14 protein-coding genes and 3 rRNA genes are annotated in these 22,930 nt (G+C 64.7%); 10 read left to right on the top strand and 7 right to left on the bottom strand.

Annotated features, from left to right (window positions below):
• The first annotated feature begins 63 nt into the window (after nt 1-63).
• The gene (locus E0E18_RS08620) at nt 64-1,590 is read left to right on the top strand and encodes a helix-turn-helix domain-containing protein (protein WP_130840278.1); all 1,527 of its coding nucleotides are present in this window, start codon (nt 64-66) and stop codon (nt 1,588-1,590) included.
• 79 nt (nt 1,591-1,669) lie between these two features.
• On the opposite strand, the gene E0E18_RS08615 is transcribed toward E0E18_RS08620, so the two are convergent.
• Nucleotides 1,670-2,569, bottom strand: coding sequence for a LysR family transcriptional regulator (locus E0E18_RS08615; RefSeq protein WP_130840276.1), 900 nt, complete (start codon nt 2,567-2,569; stop codon nt 1,670-1,672).
• A gap of 90 nt (nt 2,570-2,659) precedes the next feature.
• Here E0E18_RS08615 and E0E18_RS08610 point away from each other — a divergent pair, with 90 nt between their 5' ends.
• Complete coding sequence (locus E0E18_RS08610; RefSeq protein ID WP_237559703.1) at nt 2,660-3,646, top strand: EamA family transporter; 987 nt, start codon at nt 2,660-2,662, stop codon at nt 3,644-3,646.
• 64 nt (nt 3,647-3,710) lie between these two features.
• Here the strand turns inward: E0E18_RS08610 and E0E18_RS08605 are convergent, their stop codons facing one another.
• Nucleotides 3,711-5,039 (bottom strand): hypothetical protein, encoded by a 1,329-nt coding sequence (locus E0E18_RS08605; protein WP_130840274.1) that lies wholly within the window; start codon nt 5,037-5,039, stop codon nt 3,711-3,713.
• Nucleotides 5,040-5,196: 157 nt separating this feature from the next.
• On the opposite strand from E0E18_RS08605, the gene E0E18_RS08600 reads away from it, so the two are divergent.
• Both E0E18_RS08600 and E0E18_RS08595 read left to right on the top strand, forming a co-directional pair.
• A complete protein-coding gene (locus E0E18_RS08600) occupies nt 5,197-5,733 on the top strand; it encodes a peptidylprolyl isomerase (protein ID WP_066587424.1) in 537 nt (178 codons plus the stop codon).
• Between the two features lie 105 nt (nt 5,734-5,838).
• Nucleotides 5,839-6,486 carry a rhomboid family intramembrane serine protease gene (locus tag E0E18_RS08595; RefSeq protein ID WP_130840272.1) on the top strand — a complete coding sequence of 216 codons (648 nt, stop codon included), beginning with the start codon at nt 5,839-5,841 and terminating at the stop codon, nt 6,484-6,486.
• Here the strand turns inward: E0E18_RS08595 and crgA are convergent.
• The gene (gene crgA, locus E0E18_RS08590) at nt 6,449-6,718 is read right to left on the bottom strand and encodes a cell division protein CrgA (RefSeq protein ID WP_066587431.1); all 270 of its coding nucleotides are present in this window, start codon (nt 6,716-6,718) and stop codon (nt 6,449-6,451) included. The two genes, E0E18_RS08595 and crgA, sit on opposite strands and share 38 nt — an antisense overlap.
• A gap of 134 nt (nt 6,719-6,852) precedes the next feature.
• Here crgA and E0E18_RS08585 point away from each other — a divergent pair, with 134 nt between their 5' ends.
• The 6 genes from E0E18_RS08585 to trhA all read left to right on the top strand — a co-directional run bounded on the left by E0E18_RS08585 (nt 6,853) and on the right by trhA (nt 15,355).
• Complete coding sequence (locus E0E18_RS08585) at nt 6,853-7,560, top strand: aminodeoxychorismate/anthranilate synthase component II (RefSeq protein ID WP_130840271.1); 708 nt, start codon at nt 6,853-6,855, stop codon at nt 7,558-7,560.
• Nucleotides 7,561-7,967: 407 nt separating this feature from the next.
• Nucleotides 7,968-9,486, top strand: a 16S ribosomal RNA gene (locus E0E18_RS08580).
• A 326-nt stretch (nt 9,487-9,812) separates the two neighbouring features.
• Nucleotides 9,813-12,887, top strand: a 23S ribosomal RNA gene (locus E0E18_RS08575).
• 131 nt (nt 12,888-13,018) lie between these two features.
• A 5S ribosomal RNA gene (gene rrf / locus E0E18_RS08570) occupies nt 13,019-13,135 on the top strand.
• Together the 16S, 23S and 5S rRNA genes form the textbook arrangement of a ribosomal RNA operon.
• A 430-nt stretch (nt 13,136-13,565) precedes the next feature.
• Complete coding sequence (locus tag E0E18_RS08565; RefSeq protein WP_161972260.1) at nt 13,566-14,480, top strand: SDR family NAD(P)-dependent oxidoreductase; 915 nt, start codon at nt 13,566-13,568, stop codon at nt 14,478-14,480.
• Nucleotides 14,481-14,674: 194 nt separating this feature from the next.
• Nucleotides 14,675-15,355: a PAQR family membrane homeostasis protein TrhA gene (gene trhA / locus E0E18_RS08560; protein WP_202616710.1), complete on the top strand. Its 681-nt coding sequence runs from the start codon at nt 14,675-14,677 to the stop codon at nt 15,353-15,355.
• Between the two features lie 69 nt (nt 15,356-15,424).
• Here the strand turns inward: trhA and E0E18_RS08555 are convergent, their stop codons facing one another.
• The 4 genes from E0E18_RS08555 to E0E18_RS08535 form a co-directional block, all read right to left on the bottom strand.
• Entirely contained in the window at nt 15,425-17,569 is a 2,145-nt protein-coding gene (locus E0E18_RS08555) for a PASTA domain-containing protein (RefSeq protein WP_419866062.1), read from the bottom strand.
• Between the two features lie 200 nt (nt 17,570-17,769).
• Nucleotides 17,770-19,521 (bottom strand): serine/threonine-protein kinase, encoded by a 1,752-nt coding sequence (locus E0E18_RS08545; protein ID WP_237559702.1) that lies wholly within the window; start codon nt 19,519-19,521, stop codon nt 17,770-17,772.
• Nucleotides 19,521-20,972: a peptidoglycan D,D-transpeptidase FtsI family protein gene (locus tag E0E18_RS08540; protein WP_066585566.1), complete on the bottom strand. Its 1,452-nt coding sequence runs from the start codon at nt 20,970-20,972 to the stop codon at nt 19,521-19,523. Before E0E18_RS08540 ends, E0E18_RS08545 begins: the two co-directional genes overlap by 1 nt.
• On the bottom strand, nt 20,969-22,345 hold the full coding sequence (locus tag E0E18_RS08535) for an FtsW/RodA/SpoVE family cell cycle protein (protein WP_066586268.1): 1,377 nt from the start codon (nt 22,343-22,345) through the stop codon (nt 20,969-20,971). The genes E0E18_RS08540 and E0E18_RS08535 overlap by 4 nt, the downstream gene beginning before the upstream one ends.
• Between the last annotated feature and the right edge of the window lie 585 nt (nt 22,346-22,930).

The raw sequence follows: 22,930 nt of genomic DNA, 5'->3' as shown, positions 1-22,930 counted from the left end.
CAGGGGAACCTCAGACAGCTGAGCCTCAGCTCACTTCACCGCGCTGAGTGTACGGTGTTGACCGTGACAGATGTTGACGGTATTCGTCAGGAAGTTGAACTTCGCCACTGCCAGGTGTGGTGGGTCCTCAGCGGTACCCTCCACATCAGCTGCCGGGTGAGCGACGGTCCCGGACGGCCGGACCAGCCCAGTTCGGGTCAGCCCAGTTCAGGTCAGCTCCGCACCATCCAGCTCGGGGCCGGCCGGGCGACCGTCCTGGACAAGGGCGTCCGGGTCAGTGTCCGTAGACAGCAGGGCACCGTCGCCCTCGGCTACCGTTCGCGGACGGAGGACCCCCTGCCCTTCGACAGGGAGGCCCCGGTCTCCACCGGGACGGTTCCCGCGGACTGGGAGGACGCCCTGATCGGACAGTTCGCCGAAAGCCTCAGCTACCTTCGCGCCGGGAGAACACCCCGGCCGGCGGCCGTGCCCGTTCTGCACCGGCCGCCACTGCCGCTGGACCCCGCCGCCCGGGCGGCCGCCCGGATCATGGTGGAGGATCCCGCTGCGCCTGCCGGAGTCGCGGAACTCGCCTCCGCGGTCTTCCTGTCACCGTCGACGCTCAACCGTCGATTCCGGGAGGACACGTCACTGACCGTCGGCGCCTGGCGATCCAGGCTGCGGATCTCTGTCGCCGCAGAGTACCTCCGGGAACCGGGGAGCACCCTGGAGTCCGCCGCCCACCAGGTGGGGCTGTCCTCGGCGTCCTCCCTGTGCAGGCTCTTCCGCACAGTGGCCGGGACAACCCCTGCCCGCTCCTGTCGTGCGGATCCACCGGAAGACGGTCCACGGCCACCGGGGGAGACCCGTGCGACCGTGAGATCGACCTGGCCACGCACGAACAGACTGCACGTGCTCGTGTGGGCGTTCCGCGGAAACTGCCGGGCCACTGTCGGTGAGACCACCGTGGACGTGGAGGAGGGGCGACTGGTCTGGTTGCCTGCGGGTGTCCCGAACCACCTCACCACCGATCCCGGTGGGATGGTGCTGCCTGTCGGGGCACGTGCCGGGAGAGTCCACGGGATCCGCCGACCGGTGCCCGTCCCGGGCAGGCCGGACAGGGACCGGCTGCTGGGCGTCATCGGCAGGGAGTACGATCCTCTCGCGGCGGAGAGGACCGACACGGTCGACGGCTGGTTCTACGCCTTTCTCTCGGAGGAACCCGGTCCCTCCGAGCAGGGCGGGGAGCAGGGCAGGCAGGGAAGCGCAGCGGGGGGCGATGATTCCGGACTCCGGGAGTCGCGGGTGCTGGAGCGACTTCTCGACGACTTCCGCCGCGACCCGACCCGCAATCTCACCGCACAGGAATGGGCGGAGATCGCCGGATGCTCCGTGGAGGAACTGCGCGAGGCACTCGACGTCTTCGGCATCCCCCGGGTGAGGCGGTGGGCCGGGCATCTCCGCATGGTCGCGGCACGGCGACTCCTGTTGTCCGGGGTACCGGTGGCTGCGGTGGCGCACCATCTGGGGTACTCGGGGAGCGCGTCTTTCAGCCATGTCTTCCGCCGGGCGCACGGTGTCGGCCCACGGGACTTCCTCGGGTACGCCTGAACTTCTCCGGCGCGGGGCGTCCACGGGCCGCTGCGGGAGGCCGGCCCTGTACGGTGTACAGATCCTGATCAGATCCTGCTCAGATCTCCGGGGATTCCCTCCGTGCCGCTGACGCCAGCGCCGCCCTGAACGCCCGCACCGCAGGGTGCCCTGTCTGTCCCTCGCGCACCGCAGTGTAGAGCAGTCGCGCCGGGGATCCCGGCAGCGCCTGGGCCCGGGTCTGGTCGAGGAATGTCCCGACCAGGAGTGAGGGGATGACCGCCACCGCGTGTCCGGTGCGCACCAGGTGGGCCTGGAGAAGCGGATCGTCGGTGTCACAGAGGACCTTCGGCACGATACCGGCGTGCCCCAGCATCCGCCGCACCCACCGACCCCCGGGAAGGTACTCCGGGTCGATCGCCCAGGGTGCCTCCGCCAGGGTGGAGAGCGGTTCGGGACCGGGCCAGTCTGACGGGGTGACCAGGAGCAGCGGGTCGGTGAACAGTTCCTGACGTTCCATCCCGGGGCGTACCGGGTCGGGTTCGTCCGGCCACTGGTCACCGATGACCAGGTCGTAGAGGTGTGCGGCCAGTCCGTCGAATGCGGGGCCGATCTCGCGGTGGAACACCTCCACCTGCAGTTCAGGGTGTCTGGCCCTGACCAGGGTGAGTGCCGTGGGCAGGATCGACGCCAACGCCGAGTGGAACGCCGTGACCCGCAGGGTCCCCGACACCCGGGGGGAGGACGCCGCCAGTTCCGCCTCCGCCCGGTCCAGCACCGTGAGCACCTCGTCGGTACGTGCCACGAGCAGACGGGCGGCGTCAGTCAGTTTCACCCCGCGGCCCACCGGTTCAAGCAGGGGGACGCCCGCCTCTTTCTCCAGCCGGGCCAGCTGGTGGGACACCGCGGAGGGGGAGTAGTTGAGCACCCGTGCCACTTCGGCGAGGGTGCCGCGCCGGGCAAGCTCACGGAGGATCGTCAGACGGTGAACGTTCAACATAATTCACCATTATCGGCCGAATACCTGAGCTGGACCACCCGTTCGTCGGCGGTGCACAATACCTGGGTGTCGAACCGCTCCACTGTCTCCGTGACATCTTCCTCATCCACCGCCTTCCCCGTGCTGTGCATCCTGGGATCCTGTGCCTCACTCCAGTTCGGGGCGGCCACGGCGGTGCACCTCTTCGACGACCTCGGGACCTGGGGGGTCACCCTGCTCCGCCTCGGTATCGGCGGACTGGTCCTGCTCGTCGTCTCTCGGCCGGCCGTGCGGGCCTGGAAGGCGGGCCAGTGGAGGTCGGTCGTCCTCTTCGCGGCCACCATGGCGCTCATGAACGGCTTCTACTATGCGGCCATCGGCCTGATCCCCCTGTCCGCGGCGGTTGCACTGGAGTTCACCGGACCGTTGGTCTACTCCGCGGTGACATCACGGAACCGTGGGGATCTGGTGTGGGTCGGACTCGCGGCCGTCGGTATGGCCGTGCTCGGTGCCGAGTCCTTCGCCGGGGGCGCCGACCTCGACCCGGTGGGGGTGGTCTACGCCCTGGTCGCGGGAGTGTTCTGGGTCGGTTACATCATCTACTCGGCACGGGTCGGCCAGTCCATCCCCGGCACCGGGGGACTGGCGGTGGCCATGTTCCTCGGCGCGGTCATGCTCGCCCCGGTGGGTGCCGCAGGGGCCTTCGTCGGCGTCTCCGGAGGCGACGGCGGGCTGGTGCAGCAGCCGGGACTTCTCTGGTTCGCGGCTGTCACGTCACTGCTTGCCTCGGTCCTGCCCTACACTCTGGAACTCGTCGCGCTGCGGCGCATCTCCGGTGCGGTGTTCAGCATCCTCGTCAGTCTGGAGCCGGCGTTCGCCGCGGCGGCGGGAATGCTGCTTCTGGGGCAGGAGCTCACCGGGTACAGGGTGGTCACCATAGTGCTCGTGATCTGTGCGTCGGCAGGAGTGACCTGGTCCCAGCACCACCAGCGGGTGACGGCGGGGGATACGGGCGGAAAGGTGGGGCAGGACGGGGACAGTCAGGACGCCGCGGGTGCCGTGCACGCCCGGACCGCGGCCTCACACCCGGCCCCCTGACCGGAGGACCTCCGGACCGGCAGCTGGTCTGACTGCTGCCTGCGGTGTCGTCCGTTTCCGGCTGTCAGAGCCGGTGCTTACCGCTGTCGTCGTCGCCGTCCGCACTGTCGCTGTCTGACGCCTCAGGAGCTCCCGGGGCCTTGGGGGCGGTGGGGGCCTTGGGGGCGTTGGGAGCAGCAGGTGCCGCAGGTGCCTTCGGGGCAGAGGCGTCCTGCTTCTGCGCCGTGTCCTTGACGGTGTCCTCTGCCGTCTCCTTCGCGTCCGCCGCGGCGTCCCTGACGTCCTCGGCCGCATCCTTGACGGTGTCTCCGGCGTCCTTGGCGGCGTCCTTGACGGTGTCCTTCACCTCAGCCGCGGCGTCCTTGACGGTGTTTCCGGCGTCCTTGGCGGCGTCCTTGACACCCTCGGCGACGTCCTTGGCGGCATCCTGCTCACCGGTGCCGGACGTCCCTGCTGCAGGGGTGGGGGCGGGGTTGTTGCGGGGAGTGGACGTGGGCGCAGGGGACTCCTGCCTGCGGAACTTCGCCGCGACAACTGCCACGGCCGCCGCGACCGCTGCGACGACCACCACAGACCGGAGCAGTCCGCGCTTCCTGCCACCGGACTTGTCCGCCTTCTTCAGGGTCTTCGCTTTGACCTTGTCCGCCTTCTTCTTCGCGGACTTCTCGATCTCCGAGGTGGACTTCTTCAGCTGCTTCTCGGCTGTCGCGGCATTCTTCTTCGACTGCTTGGCGAGTTTCCGTGCGGTCTTCTCCGCAGCCTTCCGGGCCCGTCTCGTCTGCTTCTCGGCGGTTGCGGCGACCTTGGGAGCCTCCTCGACCACGGTGTCGATGATGTTCGATCCGGCCTCGCGGAGATCCGAGGCGGTGGACCGCAGAGTATCCGCGGCCGAGGACGCCTGCTTCTTGGCCCGGCGGGAGAGCTTTCCGGCTTCGTCCTTACCAGCCTTACGGGCCTCGTCGGCCTTGAGCGCCAGTGCGGACCCTACAGCGATCTTTGCAGCTTTCTTGGCCACTTTCTTCTCCTTCTTCTCGGCTTTCGCCTGGGCCTTCCCGGCCTTGTTCGACTTTTTCTCCGCCTTTGCGGCCAGTTTCTCCGCCTTCTTCCGGGCCTTTTCGGCACGGGCGGTGAGTTTCGCCACCTTGGCGTCCTCCGCGATCTTCTCGTCGGTGGCCGCAGCCTCCTCCTCGGAGAGAATCTGACGGACGACGGCACGCGTGTGACCGGGGGCGTCGGCGAAGAACTTCTCGCGCTCCTCCGGGGATGTCAGCTGACGGCGCAGAACTTCGAGCTCCTGGTGCCGTGCAGATTCATCGCGTTGTTTCCTGGCCTTGTTCCATGCCCGGCCGCGCTGGGCGGCGAGCAGGGCGATTCGTGCGGTGTTGAGGGCCATGGCCCGGTACTCCTTCGCATCTGGCGTGCAGTCTGTATTGGGCGTTTAACCTCCGATCATAAACACTTCAGCGGTCCAGGGTGGCGGGATACGGTCACAGTGGTGCACCTGTCGCCCGGATGACACGCACCGCGCGCGTTTCTGTACCCTTGGACCCATGAGCGCCCAGAAGACTGCGACCGCGGTTCTGCACACGAACCTCGGCGACATCAGCATCGACCTTTTCGGCAACCACGCACCGAAGACCGTGGAGAACTTCATCGGCCTGGCCACCGGTGACAAGGAAAAGGCCCCCTACAACCAGCCCAACGCCTCCGGGACCACCGAAGGTCCGTTCTACGACGGTGCCGTGTTCCACCGGATCATCGACGGTTTCATGATCCAGGGCGGCGACCCCACAGGCACCGGCCGAGGTGGCCCCGGATACCGCTTCGAGGACGAGTTCCACCCCGAGCTCCAGTTCGACAGGCCGTTCCTGCTCGCCATGGCGAACGCCGGCCCCGGAACCAACGGTTCCCAGTTCTTCATCACGGTGACCCCCACCCCGCACCTCAACAACCACCACACCATCTTCGGTGAGGTCACGGACAAGGATTCCCAGAAGGTCGTCGCCTCCCTGGGACGGGTTGCGACGGACCGTACGGACCGCCCGGTCGATGACGTCGTCATCGAGTCCGTCGAGATCACCGAGTAGACAGGTCCGGCGGAGCGACGGAACAGGGCTCCACCGGCGGTCAGGGACATCTGCCGCCGGGGCCTACCGCGCCCGTCGACCTCACGACCACCGCCCCACGACGACATGGACCACCTGCGCAGATACCTCCGGGACGCCCCGGTGTGCGCCACGTTCGTGCTCGCCTGTGCGGCGGTTTTCTGCGTTGAGGTCCTGCAGTCACGCAGCCTCGGCGATCCGGTCGGAGTCCCCGGTGCAGGCAGTGGTGCCGCCTGGGCGCTCATGGTTGTCGCTCCCGAGATCACCGGGGAGCACCAGTGGTGGAGGCTGGCGACCAGTGCGCTGGTCCACATGAGCATCACGCACCTCCTGCTCAACATGCTGCTCGTGGCTCTTGTCGGCAGGGAGCTCGAGAAAGCCTACGGGGCTGCGGTGACGGCGGTGTCCGTCCTGCTGTGCGCCGTCGGGGGGAGTCTGGCCGCGCTGTGTTTCAGCCCGGATCAGGCAGTGGGAGGAGCATCCACCGTCGGCTACGGGATGTTCGCGATGCTGGTGGGCCTGGCAGTGTCGCGTGGCCAGGATGTGCGGGCCCCGTTGGTGCTCATCGCGGTGAATCTCGCGTACACGGTGACTTCTCCGGGGGTCTCCCTCGCCGGTCATCTGGGCGGACTGGCTGCCGGTGGCGTCATCGCCCTGGTACTCCTGGCACGGAAGACGGGACGGAGAAAGCGGGGTACTACTTCCACCCCATGGTCATCAGAAGACCGACGATGAGAAGTCCGAAGCCGATCAGGTAGTTCCAGGCGTTGAGGTCACGCATCAGCGGGATCTCACTGCCGGCGATGTAGTTGACGACGATCCACAGCAGCCCGAGGACCATGAGCCCGAGCATGACGACGATGTAGAGACGCGAAGTACCGGTGGCGTTGAGCTTTACCGGGGTCCGGTGGTCGGCTGACGGTGCACCGGAACCTTCAGGGGTGGTGGAGATCCTGGACTTGGGCATGGGACACTCTCGCTGTCTTCACGGGTACTGCTTCTGGGACGCCCCCAGGGTAGCAGCCGGAGCGACGATCAGGACACAGGTCCCGTCCCCGTGCCCGGAAGGCCCCGCGACCCCGGTGAAGATAGAATGAACGCATGCACATCCTCGTCATCGACAACTACGACAGCTTCGTCTACAACCTGGTGCAGTACATCGGTGAACTCGGTGAACAGTGCACGGTCTGGCGGAATGACGCCGTAGAGCTCGGTGACCCGGACAACGGGGTGGCGGGACTGGACGCCGCACTTGACCGGTTCGACGCGATCCTGCTCTCTCCGGGACCGGGGGAGCCGGCTGCGGCGGGAAGGATGCTGGACGTCATCGCATGGGCGGAAGAGCACAGGACGCCGCTGTTCGGAGTGTGCCTGGGACACCAGGCGATCGCACTGCACTTCGGGGGAAAGGTCGTCCGCGCCGATGAACTGTTCCACGGGAAGACCAGCCCGGTGATCCACAACGGTGAAGGGGTCCTCGCCGGGGTACCTTCACCGTTCACGGTGGCCCGGTACCACTCGCTGACCGTGGACCCGGAGACCTTGCCGGACAGTCTCGAGGTCACCGCGACGGTTGAATCGGGGATGATCATGGCGATGAGGCACCGGAGCCTTCCGGTCCATTCCGTGCAGTTCCACCCGGAGTCCGTCATGACGGAGCACGGTCACCGGATCCTCTCCAACTGGCTGGCGGAGGCGGGACGCCCGGTGGATGACGGGGAGCTGAGGCGCCTGGAGCAGAGGCATGCGGCAGCGCAGGAGGCATCGGCCGCGGTGATTGCGGGGGCCAGCGGCACCGTACTGGCGTGAGCCGGGGTGTCTCCGGCCGCGTTGTCAGGGCGCGGTCCATGGTATCTGACCTGCGGGTTTGTGGTGGTGTGGTGGGGTGTGTAGATTATGTCGGGTCGCTGCGGCCGGCTGGGGGTTGTTTTCCTGGGTTGTGGTTCGTGGTGTGCGGTTGTTGTTTGAGAACTCAATAGTGTGATGAACCAAGTTTTTACAAGTCGCAGATGATGCAGACGGTTCGGATGGTCCCGGCAAGTGGGTGACTGCTTGTTAAATATGGATCTTTTGTTTTCTGTCTGTTGGTTTTTGTGACCTGCGTGCGGTCCCGGTCCCCCGACCGGGGTTGTGCGTGGATGTCCGGTTTTTGTGCCGGATGTCAGCAGTTCAGTTTTTTGTTGTGCCGGTGACGGCTCTTTGTAGGGTTTGTTGCTTTTATGGAGAGTTTGATCCTGGCTCAGGACGAACGCTGGCGGCGTGCTTAACACATGCAAGTCGAACGGAAAGGCCCTGCTTGCAGGGTACTCGAGTGGCGAACGGGTGAGTAACACGTGGGTGATCTGCCCTGCACTTCGGGATAAGCCTGGGAAACTGGGTCTAATACCGGATAGGACCATCGTTTAGTGTCGGTGGTGGAAAGTTTTTTCGGTGTGGGATGAGCTCGCGGCCTATCAGCTTGTTGGTGGGGTAATGGCCTACCAAGGCGTCGACGGGTAGCCGGCCTGAGAGGGTGGACGGCCACATTGGGACTGAGACACGGCCCAGACTCCTACGGGAGGCAGCAGTGGGGAATATTGCACAATGGGCGCAAGCCTGATGCAGCGACGCCGCGTGGGGGATGACGGCCTTCGGGTTGTAAACTCCTTTCAACCATGACGAAGCTTTCGGGTGACGGTAGTGGTAGAAGAAGCACCGGCTAACTACGTGCCAGCAGCCGCGGTAATACGTAGGGTGCGAGCGTTGTCCGGAATTACTGGGCGTAAAGAGCTCGTAGGGGGTTTGTCGCGTCGTCTGTGAAATTCCGGGGCTTAACTCCGGGCGTGCAGGCGATACGGGCATAACTTGAGTGCTGTAGGGGAGACTGGAATTCCTGGTGTAGCGGTGAAATGCGCAGATATCAGGAGGAACACCGATGGCGAAGGCAGGTCTCTGGGCAGTAACTGACGCTGAGGAGCGAAAGCATGGGTAGCGAACAGGATTAGATACCCTGGTAGTCCATGCCGTAAACGGTGGGCGCTAGGTGTGGGGGTCTTCCACGACTTCTGTGCCGTAGCTAACGCATTAAGCGCCCCGCCTGGGGAGTACGGCCGCAAGGCTAAAACTCAAAGGAATTGACGGGGGCCCGCACAAGCGGCGGAGCATGTGGATTAATTCGATGCAACGCGAAGAACCTTACCTGGGCTTGACATACGCCGGATCGCCGCAGAGATGTGGTTTCCCTTGTGGCCGGTGTACAGGTGGTGCATGGTTGTCGTCAGCTCGTGTCGTGAGATGTTGGGTTAAGTCCCGCAACGAGCGCAACCCTTGTCTTGTGTTGCCAGCACGTTATGGTGGGGACTCGCGAGAGACTGCCGGGGTTAACTCGGAGGAAGGTGGGGATGACGTCAAATCATCATGCCCCTTATGTCCAGGGCTTCACACATGCTACAATGGTCGGTACAGTGGGTTGCGATGCCGTGAGGTGGAGCTAATCCCTTAAAGCCGGTCTCAGTTCGGATTGGAGTCTGCAACTCGACTCCATGAAGTCGGAGTCGCTAGTAATCGCAGATCAGCAACGCTGCGGTGAATACGTTCCCGGGCCTTGTACACACCGCCCGTCACGTCATGAAAGTTGGTAACACCCGAAGCCGGTGGCCCAAACTCGTTAGGGAGCCGTCGAAGGTGGGATCGGCGATTGGGACGAAGTCGTAACAAGGTAGCCGTACCGGAAGGTGCGGCTGGATCACCTCCTTTCTAAGGAGTTTTTTTGGTTTGTTTCCGCGTGTCCGGGTCTCGGGTGCGTGTGAGTGTTTTTTCCGGGTGGATGATTGTCCGGTGTGTGTCGTGTGTGGCTTGTGGGTTGCCGTTGGTGGTGGCCGGGTTTGGTTTGTCATGGTGTTGGGTGTCTGGGACAGCGACGTTGTCGTGTGTTCTTGGTGCGGGTGTCTTGTGTGCTGGTCGTGGTGTTGTGCTGCGGGTGGTGTGTGGGGTGCCTGGTGTTGTTTGAGAACTGTATAGTGGACGCGAGTATCTTCTTTTGATGCAATTTTGCGTGTGTCGTTTTGTGCGGCGCAGTTGTGTGTGAAGTGTGTGAAGGGCGTACGGTGGATGCCTTGGTACAGTGGGCCGATGAAGGACGTGGGAGACTGCGATATGCCTCGGGGAGTTGTCAACTGAGCGTTGATCCGAGGGTGTCCGAATGGGGAAACCCGGCCGTGGTTGTGTGCGGTCACCTGCCGGTGAATGTATAGCCGGTGTGGAGGTTACGCGGGGAAGTGAAACATCTCAGTACCCGTAGGAGAAGAAAACAATAGTGATTCCGTGAGTAGTGGCGAGCGAAAGCGGATGGTGGCTAAACCGGTGTGCGTGTGATACCTGTCAGGGGTTGCGTGTGCTGGGGTTGTGGGGTCTTGTGTGACTGGTCTGACAGCTGGTCGCCCGGGTTGCGTGTGCTAGCGGAAGTGGTTTGGAATGGCCTGCCGTAGACGGTGAGAGTCCGGTACGTGAAAGCATGTGTGGTCGGGTTGCGAGTGTCCCCGAGTAGCAGCGGGCTCGTGGAATCTGCTGTGAATCTGCCGGGACCACCCGGTAAGCCTGAATACCCGTTGTGACCGATAGCGGATAGTACCGTGAGGGAATGGTGAAAAGTACCCCGGGAGGGGAGTGAAATAGTACCTGAAACCGTGCGCCTACAATCCGTCAGAGCCTTTCGGGGTGATGGCGTGCCTTTTGAAGAATGAGCCTGCGAGTCAGCGGCACGTCGCGAGGTTAACCCGTGTGGGGTAGTCGTAGCGAAAGCGAATACTAACGAGTGTGTTGTAGTGGCGTGTCCTGGACCCGAAGCGGGGTGATCTACCCATGGCCAGTGTGAAGCGACGGTAAGACGTCGTGGAGGCGCGAACCCACTTAGGTTGAAAACTGAGGGGATGAGTTGTGGGTAGGGGTGAAAGGCCAATCAAACTCCGTGATAGCTGGTTCTCCCCGAAATGCATTTAGGTGCAGCGTCGTGTGTTTCTTGCCGGAGGTAGAGCTACTGGTTGGTTTAGCGGGACTATCATCTTAGCGACATCAGCCAAACTCCGAATGCCGGTAAGTGAGAGCGCGGCAGTGAGACTGCGGGGGATAAGCTTCGTGGTCGAGAGGGAAACAGCCCAGATCGCCGGCTAAGGCCCCTAAGGGTGTACTAAGTGGAAAAGGATGTGGGATCGCGAAGACAGCCAGGAGGTTGGCTTAGAAGCAGCCATCCTTGAAAGAGTGCGTAATAGCTCACTGGTCGAGTGGTCCTGCGCCGACAATGTAGTGGGGCTCAAGTACACCGCCGAAGCCGCGGAACTCTGCACGTGTGTGCGGGGTTGGTAGGGGAGCGTCGTGTGGCCGGTGAAGGTGCGGGGTGACCCAGTGCTGGAGGCTATGCGAGTGAGAATGCAGGCATGAGTAGCGAATGATGAGTGGGAAACTCATCCGCCGGATGACCAAGGGTTCCTGGGTCAAGTTGATCTTCCCAGGGTGAGTCGGGGCCTAAGGCGAGGCCGACAGGCGTAGTCGATGGATAACGGGTTGATATTCCCGTACCCGTGTGTGTGCGATCATGGTGAATCGGTGATACTAACTGCCCTGAAGCTGTCAGGTCACGTCTTTGGCGTGGTGTGGTGGTGGATGCGTGGGACCTGAGCCGGTAGTAGTCAAGTGATGGGGTGACGCAGGAAGGTAGCCGAGCCACTTAGTGGATTGTGGTGTAAGCGTGTGGCCCGAGTCCCAGGTAAATCCGGGGCTTGTGTGGGTGAGGCGTGATGCGTACCCGTTTGCGGGGATGTCGGTGATCCTATGCTGTCGAGAAAAGCCTCTAGCGAGTGCATGTACGGCCCGTACCCCAAACCGACACAGGTGGTCAGGTAGAGAATACTGAGGCGATCGGGTGAACTGTGGTTAAGGAACTCGGCAAAATGCCCCCGTAACTTCGGGAGAAGGGGGGCCCGTGCTGGTGGCAGGACCGTGCGTTCTGGAGCTGGTGTGGGTCGCAGAGAATAGAGGGAAGCGACTGTTTACTAAAAACACAGGTCCGTGCGAAGACGGTAAGTCGATGTATACGGACTGACGCCTGCCCGGTGCTGGAAGGTTAAGAGGACCTGTTAGGGCTTTTGTCCGAAGCGGAGAATTTAAGCCCCAGTAAACGGCGGTGGTAACTATAACCATCCTAAGGTAGCGAAATTCCTTGTCGGGTAAGTTCCGACCTGCACGAATGGCGTAACGACTTCCCTGCTGTCTCAACCACAGGCCCGGCGAAATTGCAGTACGAGTAAAGATGCTCGTTACGCGCGGCAGGACGAAAAGACCCCGGGACCTTCACTATAGCTTGGTATTGGTGTTCGGTTCGGTTTGTGTAGGATAGGTGGGAGACTGTGAAGTGGCCACGCCAGTGGTTGTGGAGTCGTTGTTGAAATACCACTCTGATCGTATTGGATGTCTGAACCTCGGCCCATGATCTGGGTTAGGGACAGTGCCTGGTGGGTAGTTTAACTGGGGCGGTTGCCTCCCAAAGTGTAACGGAGGCGCCCAAAGGTTCCCTCAGCCTGGTTGGCAATCAGGTGTTGAGTGTAAGTGCACAAGGGAGCTTGACTGTGAGACTGACAGGTCGAGCAGGGACGAAAGTCGGGACTAGTGATCCGGCACCGGCTTGTGGAAGCGGTGTCGCTCAACGGATAAAAGGTACCCCGGGGATAACAGGCTGATCTTCCCCAAGAGTCCATATCGACGGGATGGTTTGGCACCTCGATGTCGGCTCGTCGCATCCTGGGGCTGGAGTTGGTCCCAAGGGTTGGGCTGTTCGCCCATTAAAGCGGCACGCGAGCTGGGTTTAGAACGTCGTGAGACAGTTCGGTCTCTATCCGCCGCGCGCGTTGAAACTTGAGAAAGGCTGACCCTAGTACGAGAGGACCGGGTTGGACATACCTCTGGTGGGCCAGTTGTCACGCCCGTGGCATGGCTGGTTGGCTACGTATGGGAGGGATAACCGCTGAAAGCATCTAAGCGGGAAGCCTGTTTCGAGATGAGGTTTCGTGTGAGGTTCCCTGTAGACGACGGGGTTGATAGGCCGGATCTGGACAGTGTGTGAGCGCTGGAGGTGACCGGTACTAATTGGCCGAGTGCTTCACTTCTGATTGTGTGCGTGTGTTGTGTTGTTGTGAGGGTTTTTGCGTCCACTGTGCAGTGTCTGGAACGGCACCGTGTGCCCGGCCCCCTTGGTGTGTTGTGGGGGGTGTGTGGCGTGTGTTGTTTCGTTGTGTTTGTCGGTGGTTTCAGCGGTGGGGTCACGCCCGGTCCCTTTCCGAACCCGGAAGCTAAGCCTGCCTGCGCCGATGGTACTGCACCTGGGAGGGTGTGGGAGAGTAGGTCACTGCCGGCATCATTCTTTGTTGTTGTTGAGAGTGTGTTGGGTCGGTACTGCACTGTGTAATGTGCGGTACCTTCCCGGCACTCTTTTTTTGTGTGTGGTGTTCACCCACAATTCACCCCACAATCCACCCCACCGGGGTGGTTCACGGGTCGCTGCCCGGCACCGGGGATATCGCGGACCAACCCGGGATCCGAAGCCCGGTGGCACCGGTGTTCCTGCTCCGTCACCGGTCCGAGGGCCACCGGGCCCCGGGGACGGGCGGGTTTCTGCATTTCGGCACGGTTGTGTGACAGTGAGTTCACAGGGCTTTCCGTGGATGACCGGAGTGCACGGCGATTACCAGCTCCCGTAGTATCGAGTCAGAGAGAACAGACCTCTTCGTCGGAGCTGGCGTACACGGCGTCGACCGATGTTGCGCGTCAACCCAAGGAGTGCTGGTATGGCCGATTCATGGAATCCCCTTGAGCTCCCCTCCCAGGAGGGTCGCACCATCGTGATCACCGGCGGTAACGCCGGAATCGGATACTTCGAGGTAGAGCAGCTTGCCTCGGCAGGTGCGCACGTGATCATCGCCTCCCGCTCCGAAGACAGGGCCCGGGCCGCGATCAACGCCGTGGAACAACGGACCGGAGCTTCCGACCTGGACTTCGTCGCTCTGGATCTGTCGTCAGCGGATTCAGTCCGCGCAGCAGCCGGCAGGATCGCTGAACTGGGGCCGGTCGACGTCCTGGTGAACAATGCCGGTGTCACCGCCCCCGGGAAGGAACGCCAGCTCACCTCAGACGGCCAGGAACTGGTGGTCGGGACCAACTTCCTGGGTCACTTCATGCTGACCGCCCTGCTGTTTCCCGGCATCAGTCCAGGCGGCAGGGTGGTCGGTCTCGGCAGTCTGTCGGCCAAATCAACGAAGCTTGAGGCCGACGACCTCTACTCCGAGCGTGAGTACAAGCCGGCCCGGGCCTACGGCTTCTCCAAGCACGCCGTCCACGGTTTCGCCTTCGAGCTCGACAGACGCCTCCGACTGGCCGGAGACAGCCGCGCCTCACTGCTCGCACACCCCGGTTGGGCCTCGGACAAGTTCACGCCCCGGGTCCCCGGGATCAACGACCACCCCGCCCGGTTCCGAAACCCGCTGCCCATGCCACAGGGCAAGGACCGGGGCGCGTGGCCCGTGGTCCGCGCCGCGGTCGACCCCGATGCAGCCTCCGGTACCTTCTTCGGTCCGGACGGCTTGGGCGGCTTTGCAGGCCAGCCGGTCCGGACCACTCCGCCGGAGTCTTCCCTGTCCCCGGAATTCGGCTCCTGGCTGTGGGAGGACGCCGAGAAGCGCATTGGCATTGGTTTCAACATCTGATCCCGGTCCCAGGTTCCCGTTGGTCACCGGCCCGTCGCCCCGGAACCCGGATCTGGTGGTGGCCGTCGGCACACCGGCAGTGCCTGCACCGCTCCACGGTGCCGTCCGCCGCCAACCCCGCTCCGGATGACGGATGACCGGATTCCCCTGATTGCAGCTGAACGACCCGACCACGTCTTACGAAAGTGTTTTCCATGGCAGCCAAAAGGCCTGTTTTCAACCGCGGCCCCCGCCCCGCCCTGCGCGGGTACCTCCATCTTTTTGCATTCTGGTACTTCCTCGGTACCGGCACCGGCCTCAGCGTTGTCGCACTGACCGGCAGAGGAGACACCGACCTCTCCGTCGCGACAGTGGTGTACTCCCTCTGCCTTGCCGGCATGCTGGCGGTGTCTGCGACCTACCACCGCTTCCCGCTGAGAAGTGAGAGTTCGGTGCAGGGATGGCGCAGGGCGGACCACTCCATGATCGCCGTGTTCATCGCCGGCACCTACGGTCCGGTGTTCATAGGTGCGGACGCTCCGGGTGACAAAGCCCCGATCTTCATAGTGTGCTGGTCGCTGGCCCTGGTCGCCGTGGCAATGAACATTTTCTGGATCGACCACCCGCGGTGGCTGTCGGTCGCGGTGTACCTGGGCCTGGGGTGGGTCGCGGTGTTCGGTATGGACATGCTCACCGCAGGACTGTCGACCACTGAACTGGTGCTGATCCTCGTCGGCGGCTTCATCTACAGCGCCGGTGCCCTGTGCTACGCCCTGAAGTGGCCGAACATCAGCGAAAAGTGGTTCGGCTTCCACGAGATGTTCCACGCCGGGACCATCGTCGCGGCGGGTCTGCACCACATCGCGATCTGGATGATCGTGCTCGGAGCGAGCTGACAGGGGCGCTGTGCAGGCGCGCCGGCGCTGCACCGGGTCCGGGCCTGCACGGGCCTGCACGTGCCGGTGTCAGAATCCGGGCGTGGTGGGGAGCCCGAGCACATTGACGCGCACCGTGACCGTGGCGTCCTTGGAAACCAGAGTTCCGGCGGTGGGGGACTGTCCGACGATCTTGTCGATGGCCAGGGGGTCGAGTGTGCGCACGTCCTCCCGGCGCACGCCGCTGCCGGTCCATCCGGCGTCTCGGAGCTCACCGGTCACGGCGTCGATGGTCTGACCGCTCAGATCCGGCATGAGGAACTGGTTGCCCCGGGAGACAGTCAACGTGACGGTGGAGCCCTTGGGCTGCTGTGTCCCCTCATTCTCCGCGGCGAGGACCTTGTTCTCAGGCTCTGCTGAATCGACCATCTCCACGGAGACGGCGAAGCCGGCTCCCTCGAGATTCGCCCGCGCGGTCTCGAGGTCCTGACCGGACACGGTGGGCACCCTTACGTCCTCGGTCCCGGTGGACACCGTGATGGCGACCTCGGTGCCCTTCGAGACCTGGGAACCCTGCCCCGGTGACTGGCTGATTATCTGACCTGCCCTGACGGTGTCGCTGGACTGCTCCGAAACCTCGGAGCGCAGCTTCAGACCGACATCGGCCAGCGCCTGCTGGGCTCTGACCGTCGTCATGCCGGTGAGGTCGGGGACCTCGGTGATCTCCTTGCCGCTGGAGATCACCACCGTGATCTTCGATCCCTGCGGCACCGAGGATGCGGCGACAGGATCCGTGCGGACCGCGAGACCGCGTTCGATGTCGGCGTCCGGGACCTCGGTGACATCGACGTCGAAACCGGCGTCCTCGAGAAGGTTGACGGCGTCAGACTGGGACATCCCCTTCACGTCCGGGACGGTGACCTGTGTCGCCGGGGTCTCCAGCGGGTCAGTGGACTGCAGGGCGTTGTAGCCGACGACACCTCCGACACCCAGTAACGCCAGCGCCACAACAGTGACCACGGCAGTGACAGCGCCACGACGGCGCCGGGAGTGCCTCCGGTCCTCCCCCGGACCAGGGGAGGACGCCCCGCCCGCCGGAACCGTCGCCGACTCCCTGCGGGTGGAGGCGGCCCGGGTGTCCGGCGCCCCGAAAACCGTGGTCGCAGGCTCAGAGTGAGTCTGGGGCGCATTCTGGGGCGCATTCTGGGGTGCAGGCTCCCCGGTGCGCCGGTCACGCCGCCGGGAGGCGGCGTCGTGGGCGCCCGCGACGCCACCGGCGAGACCGGCCGCGGCGGCCCCCGCGGCCCGTGCACCACCAGGGCCGGTTCCGTCACCGGACACCTCGGCGTCCTCGTAGTTCACGGCGGCCAGGGGCATACGGTTCTCCGCCAGGGCCTGCAGATCGTCGGCCATCTCCGCGGCGGAATCGTAACGGTCCGAGGGGTCCTTCGCCATGGCGGTCAGCGTGACCGAGTCGAGTGCCAGTGACTGCCTGGCGTCGAGATGCATACCGGGCAGTGAAGAGGGGGGAGTCGGGGCGTCCTGCACATGCTGGAACGCCACCGAGAACGGGGATTCCCCGGAGAACGGGGGACGCCCGGTGGTGATCTCGTAGAGGACGCAGCCCGCGGCGTAGAGGTCTGAGCGGGCGTCCGCGGAACGGCCCCGCGCCTGCTCCGGGGAAAGGTACTGGGCGGTGCCGATGACCGCCGAAGTCTGCGTCATCGCCGACGTGGAATCGGACAGTGCCCGGGCAATACCGAAGTCCATCACCTTCACGGCGCCCGTGTTCGTGATCATGATGTTCGCCGGTTTCACATCCCGGTGGATGATCCCGGCCTCGTGGGAGAAGGACAGGGCACGGCAGACCTCGGCCATGATCCGGCCCGCCTCCGGCAGGGGGAGCGGGCCCGAGTCCCGCAGAATCTCCCGCAGGGTCGAACCGTGCACACGCTCCATGACGATGTAGGGGACGGACCCGGAACCGGGATCGGTCTGGCCCGTGTCGTACACCGCCACGATCGCATGGTGGTTCAGTTTCGCGGCATTCTTCGCCTCGCGCCGGAAGCGCTCGAGGAAGGTGTCGTCCCGGGCGAGATCCGCCCGCATCATTTTCACGGCGACGTCGCGACCGAGGAGTTCATCGGTGGCGGCGTAGACGTCCGACATACCGCCGGTGCCGATGACGGCACCGAGACGGTACCTGCCGCCGAGTACGGCGTTGGTCAGGTCCACGATCCGTCTCCCTTCTCCTGTCGGTTCTGCCCGGTCAGGGTTTTCCACGATGAGACCTTACCGGGGTCCGGCACAAGGTCCTACTGCTCAGTCCTGCTTCCCACTGCTGGTCGGCTGTCCACCGGTGGAACCCGGCCACCGGGACAGTACCCCACCGGGGCTGTCCCCGGAGCCGGGATCCCTCCCGGTCCGCGCCACGGTCAGGCGGCGCCGGTGACAGTCGCCGACTCCCCTGTCGTCGAGGTCGTCCCCGGTACCGGCAGAGCACTGTTGCCTCCGGTGCCTCCTCCGGTGCCTCCGCCTGTCTGCCCGCCGGTACCTCCACCGGCGCCGCCACCGGTGCCTCCTCCGGTCTGGCCACCTGTCTGTCCGCCGGTACCTCCACCGGTGCCGCCGGTCTGGCCGCCTCCGGTGTACCCGCCGGGTTCGTTTCCTCCGGTGCCTCCGCCGGTCTCACCGCCGGGTTCACCACCTCCGGTGGTCCCTCCGTCGCCCCCGTCACCACCGGGGGTCCCGGTTTCCGTCGGCGGGGTCACATCCGTCTCGATAGGCGTCCCGGTCGTGCCGCCGTCATCCGGCGGGACCGGGACGACCGTCTCACCGGGGGTGTCCTCCGGGATGACCTCCGGTGTCTGCTCCGTCCCGCTGTCATAGGTCTCCACCGGAGCCGGAGGAAGAACCGTGGTGGTCGAGGGCGCTTTCCCGCCTGAGCCTCCCAGACCTGAGGTGAATGCCCAGACGAGCACCCCGACGGCGGCGACGCCGGCGAGGACAGCGAACCAGATCCACCCTGCCCCGGACTTCTTCCGGGCCGGTCGACCTGTGCTCCGCCCCGGTGCACGCACGGCGGCTCCGGGGGGAGGGTTCTTCCGGCCGGTGGGCCGGGCAGGGGCGGGACCTCCTGAGCGGGGTGCCGGGCCCATGTTCGTCGGATCGGTGACCCGGGCGAGACGGGTGTGCGCGGCGTCAGCAACAGCACCCGGTCCACCCGGGCCCGGTGCAGGGACGACCTGTGTCCGGGCCAGTGCGGCAGGAGCGGGGGGCATGTTCCCCGCGCGGACACGGAGGGTGGCCGCGGCGAGTTCCCCACCGTCGGCGTAGCGCGCCGTGGGGTCCTTGCGCAGGCAGATACCGATGAGCTGACGAACTGCCGGGGACACCTCTCCGGGGATCTCCGGCGCGGGAGTGCTGATGTGCTTCAGTGCGACCGAGACGGTGGAGTCCCCGGAGAAGGGCCGGCGGCCGGCGAGGATCTCGTAGCCGACGACCCCCAGGGAGTACACGTCACTGCTGGGGCCCACGTTGTGACCCTGGGCCTGCTCGGGGGAGACGTACTGCGCCGTTCCCACGACCATGCCGGTACGGGTCAGCGGCACCGCGGAGGCGGCCTTCGCGATCCCGAAGTCGGTGACTTTCACGACACCGTCGGCGGTGATCATGAGGTTGCCGGGTTTGATGTCACGGTGGACCAGCCCACGGTCGTGGATCGCCTGGAGCCCCGTCGCGGCCTGGGCGATGAGGTCCAGGGCCATGATCTCCGGCAGAGTCTTCTCCCGGGAGAGGATGTCGGCGAGGGACTCGCCCTGGACGTACTCCATGACGATGAAGCAGTAGGTCACCCCGGTGCCGTCGACATCGGGTACCTCCCCGTAGTCGTAGGTTTCGACGACATGGGGAGAGTGCACGGTCTCGGCCGCCTCCGCTTCCGCACGGAAGCGGGCACGGAACTCGGCGTCGTCGGTCAGTTCCGGTTTGAGGACCTTGACGGCGACATCGTGGTCAGGCCCGTCGGCGGCGAGCCAGACGGTGGACATGCCGCCCCTGCCGATGATGCGGTCGACCCGGTAGCGGTGGCCGTAGTGGGTGTCGAGGACGCGCTGCATACGGCGGGCGTCCTCCCTGACGGGGTCGGGGCCGCCGCCGGCGGGGAAAACTGCGGTGTCGTCGCTCATCACTGCGCCTCCTGGAGGGCCGCCTGGATGACGGCGCGCCCGATCGGTGCCGCCACAGAACCACCGGTGGCGGCCTGTCCACGGTCGCCGCCGTTCTCGACGAGGACTGCGACGGCGACATCACCCTGCGGTGCGAAGGCGACATACCAGGCGTGGGGGCTGGAGTTCCGGGAATCCACCCCGTGCTCGGCGGTACCTGTCTTCGATGCGAGGCCGCCGGTGCCGCCGGCGTACACTTCGGCGTCCTTCATAAGGTCGGTGAGCTGTGAGGCGATGTCCGAGGAGATCGCACGGGTGACCTCCTTCGGCTTCGTCGTCTCCAGCGGGCTGAGGTCGGCACCGGTGACCTGCTTGATCAGGTGCGGTTCCATGCGGGTGCCGCCGTTGGCGATGGTCGCGGCGATGACCGCGTTCTGCAGTGGTGTCAGGGCCACGTCACGCTGCCCGATGGCGGACTGTGCCAGGGCGGAGGCGTCCGGGATCTCCCCGACAGAGGAGGACTGCACCGGCAGCCCGAGGTGGCTGTCGGCCTCCTCGTCGCCGACACCGAAGGCGGCGGCGGTGTTCTTGAACGCGTCGGTGCCGTGACGCTGCGAGAGGTCGACAAATGCGGTGTTGCAGGACTTCTCGAAGGCGGTGCGCAGGGTGACGGTGGCTGCACCGCAGGAGGAGCCGCCGTAGTTCTCCAGGGTGGTCGTGCCGTCAGGCAGGGTGATCTGCGGGGCCCCGGTGACGGAGGTGTCGGCGTTGTCGCCGGCCTGGAGGGCCGTGGCCGTGGTGATCAGCTTGAAGGTCGACCCCGGGGGCTGGGTCTGCTGGACCGCGCGGTTGAGCAGGGGTGAGTCCGGGTCGTTCTGCAGTGCCTGGAATGCGGCGTCTGCGGCGTCCGTGTCGTCGGAGGCGATGTCCGAGGGATTGAAGGTGGGGGTGGACGCCATGCCCAGGATCTCCCCGGTGGAGGGACGGATCGCGACAACTGACCCGGAGTAGCCGGCGTTCGACAGGGCGTTGTAGGCGGTCTGCTGGACGCCGGGGCTGAGGGTGAGCTCGATGTTCGCGCCCCTCTTCTCCTTGCCGGTGAGAGTGTCCCACACCTGGCTGGACAGGAGGGACTCGTCGGTGCCGTCGAGGATGGAGTTCTGTGACTGTTCGATACCCGCCGCGCCGTAACGGTCGGACAGGTAGCCGATGACGGCACCGTAGGCGGCGGGGGTTGTCGGGTACGTGCGTCGGTAGTAGCCGTCCTCGTCGGGGGTGGACTGGGCGAGAACCTGTCCGCCGGCGGTGATCTGGCCGCGGGGGACAGACTTGGTCTCGAAGTACTGGCGGGCGTTGCGCGGATTCTCCGCGTAGGTGTCCGTCTGGAATCCCTGGATCCAAGTCAGGTTGACCAGCAGGACACCGATGAGGACGAAGACGAAGACTGCGACATTGCGGATGGCCCTGTTCACTGTGCCACTCCTGTACTGGTCGACGGGTTCGCCGGATCACTGTCGGCGGGAGAGGTGGCAGGCGCCGCCTTTTCCCGGGTCCGGGAATCGTGGGAGATTTTCAGAAGGATAGCCAGCAGCAGGTAGTTCGCCAGAAGGCTGGACCCGCCGTGGGACATGAAAGGTGTGGTCAGGCCGGTCATCGGCAGGAGTTTGGAGACACCGCCGGTGACCACGAAGACCTGGATCGCCATGGTCAGGGCGAGGCCTGCGGCGACCAGTTTGCCGAAGGAGTCCGGTGCCCTCAGCGCGGTGACCATGCCACGGGTGACCAGGACCGCGAAGAGGACGAGGACGGCGGCGAGTCCGATGAAGCCGAGTTCCTCGCCGATCGAGGAGAGGATGAAATCGGCGTATGCCACGGGGACGAGCTGCGGGTAGCCCTGGCCGATACCGGTGCCGGTGATCCCTCCGAAGCTGAGTCCGAACAGTGCCTGGGACAGCTGGTAGCCCGTTCCGTCGTCGTAGGTGGCGAGGGGGTCGAGGAAGTTCGTGAAGCGGTCACGGATCTTGTCCGAGATCTGGAAGACACCCCATCCGCCGATGACCGCCAGGCCCAGTCCGAGAACCAGCCAGGAGGACCGGCCGGTGGCGATGTAGAGCATGCCGAGGACGGTGCCGAAGAGCAGCAGGGCGGGGCCGAAGTCGTTCTGGAACACGCAGATGAGGATGGCGAGGCCCCAGACGAGGAGGATCGGGCCCAGGTCGCGGAGCCGGGGGAACTGCAGCCCCAGCACCCTGCGCCCGGCGACGGTGAACAGGGTGCGCTTGTTGACCAGGAGTGCGGCGAAGAAGATGAGCAGCATGATCTTCGCGAACTCTCCGGGCTGGATGGAGAACGGTCCGACACTGATCCACACCCGGGCGTCCGCGTTGATCGAGGTGGGCCACACGATCGGGAGGGCGGAGAGGAACAGTCCTCCCAGGCCCAGCAGGTAGGCGTAGTTCTGCAGGTTGTGGTGGGAGCGCATGAAGACGATGACGGCGCAGAATATCGCCACCCCCACGACTGTCCACATGATCTGGGAATTGGCCCGGGACGTTTCCGCCGCCAGGTCGATCCGGTAGATCATCACCAGTCCGAGGGCGTTGAGCAGGGCGGCGATGGGGAGCATGAGCTGGTCGGCGTCCGGGGCCTTCAGGCACATCACGACGTGGGCGACCCCGAACACGGCGATGTATCCGCCGATGACGGGGAAGACCTCGGAGGTCAGGCCGGTCGCGTCCCCCCCGGCACGGGTGGCGGCATCGGACTGTGACAGCTGCAGTGCGACGACGGCGGTACCGAGGATCAGTGCCGAGAAGATCAGCAGTCCGAACTCGAGGGGGCGCAGGTGGGCGAACCGTTCGGTCCTGCCGGCCGGTGCGGTCGCGTCGGCGGTGGTCTTTCCGCGGCGGGGCACGTCAGTTCACCTCCCGGCAGGAGACACCAGGGGTTGTCAGGTCTGCTGGGTCTCCGTCGGACTCGTCGGAGTTCCGGGTGACGCAGACCGGCAGGGTCTGGGCGGACAGTCGGCGCAGCTGGTCCTGGATCGACTGGTAGGAGTCACGGGGGAGGGTGTCCAGGGTTCCCCTGGCTGCCGGTGTGAGATCGGCGGTGCTGAAGCGGTGGCAGGAGTCCGTGGACCCTGCGGGCAGCAGCCGGACCGAGGCGTCTCTGTCGAGGCAGATCTCCTGGTATGCGGAGTGCAGGGAAATGCCGAGGAAACTGCCCGGGGCTCCCTGGTAGATGATGATCCTGTCTCTTATAAAAATCTGACGCTGCCGACGGATAGGAAAGATGATAGCTCGTGTGGGGACGCGTCATTCATGAAAAAAACTAGTTTTATTACTCATTCAGCAAAACTCATACCTGAATCTTATACACACCTAACGCTGTTCACCACTGTATAGCAGTAACTTGTGATGTAACAGGTAGT

Source organism: Corynebacterium neomassiliense (genome assembly GCF_900626215.1).
Taxonomy (GTDB): Bacteria; Actinomycetota; Actinomycetes; order Mycobacteriales; family Mycobacteriaceae; genus Corynebacterium; species Corynebacterium neomassiliense.
Note: the sequence above shows the minus strand (reverse complement) of the source record. Positions and strands in the feature narration are given on the sequence as shown.

Bases quoted from the DNA above. Each gene is read 5' to 3' on its own strand.
- crgA (WP_066587431.1), bottom strand. From the start codon at position 6,718: ATGCCCAAGTCCAGGATCTCCACCACCCCTGAAGGTTCCGGTGCACCG.
- trhA (WP_202616710.1), top strand. From the start codon at position 14,675: ATGGCAGCCAAAAGGCCTGTTTTCAACCGCGGCCCCCGCCCCGCCCTG.
- E0E18_RS08605 (WP_130840274.1), bottom strand. From the start codon at position 5,039: ATGGCCCTCAACACCGCACGAATCGCCCTGCTCGCCGCCCAGCGCGGC.
- E0E18_RS08585 (WP_130840271.1), top strand. From the start codon at position 6,853: ATGCACATCCTCGTCATCGACAACTACGACAGCTTCGTCTACAACCTG.
- E0E18_RS08600 (WP_066587424.1), top strand. From the start codon at position 5,197: ATGAGCGCCCAGAAGACTGCGACCGCGGTTCTGCACACGAACCTCGGC.
- E0E18_RS08545 (WP_237559702.1), bottom strand. From the start codon at position 19,521: ATGAGCGACGACACCGCAGTTTTCCCCGCCGGCGGCGGCCCCGACCCC.
- E0E18_RS08565 (WP_161972260.1), top strand. From the start codon at position 13,566: ATGGCCGATTCATGGAATCCCCTTGAGCTCCCCTCCCAGGAGGGTCGC.
- E0E18_RS08595 (WP_130840272.1), top strand. From the start codon at position 5,839: ATGGACCACCTGCGCAGATACCTCCGGGACGCCCCGGTGTGCGCCACG.
- E0E18_RS08615 (WP_130840276.1), bottom strand. From the start codon at position 2,569: ATGTTGAACGTTCACCGTCTGACGATCCTCCGTGAGCTTGCCCGGCGC.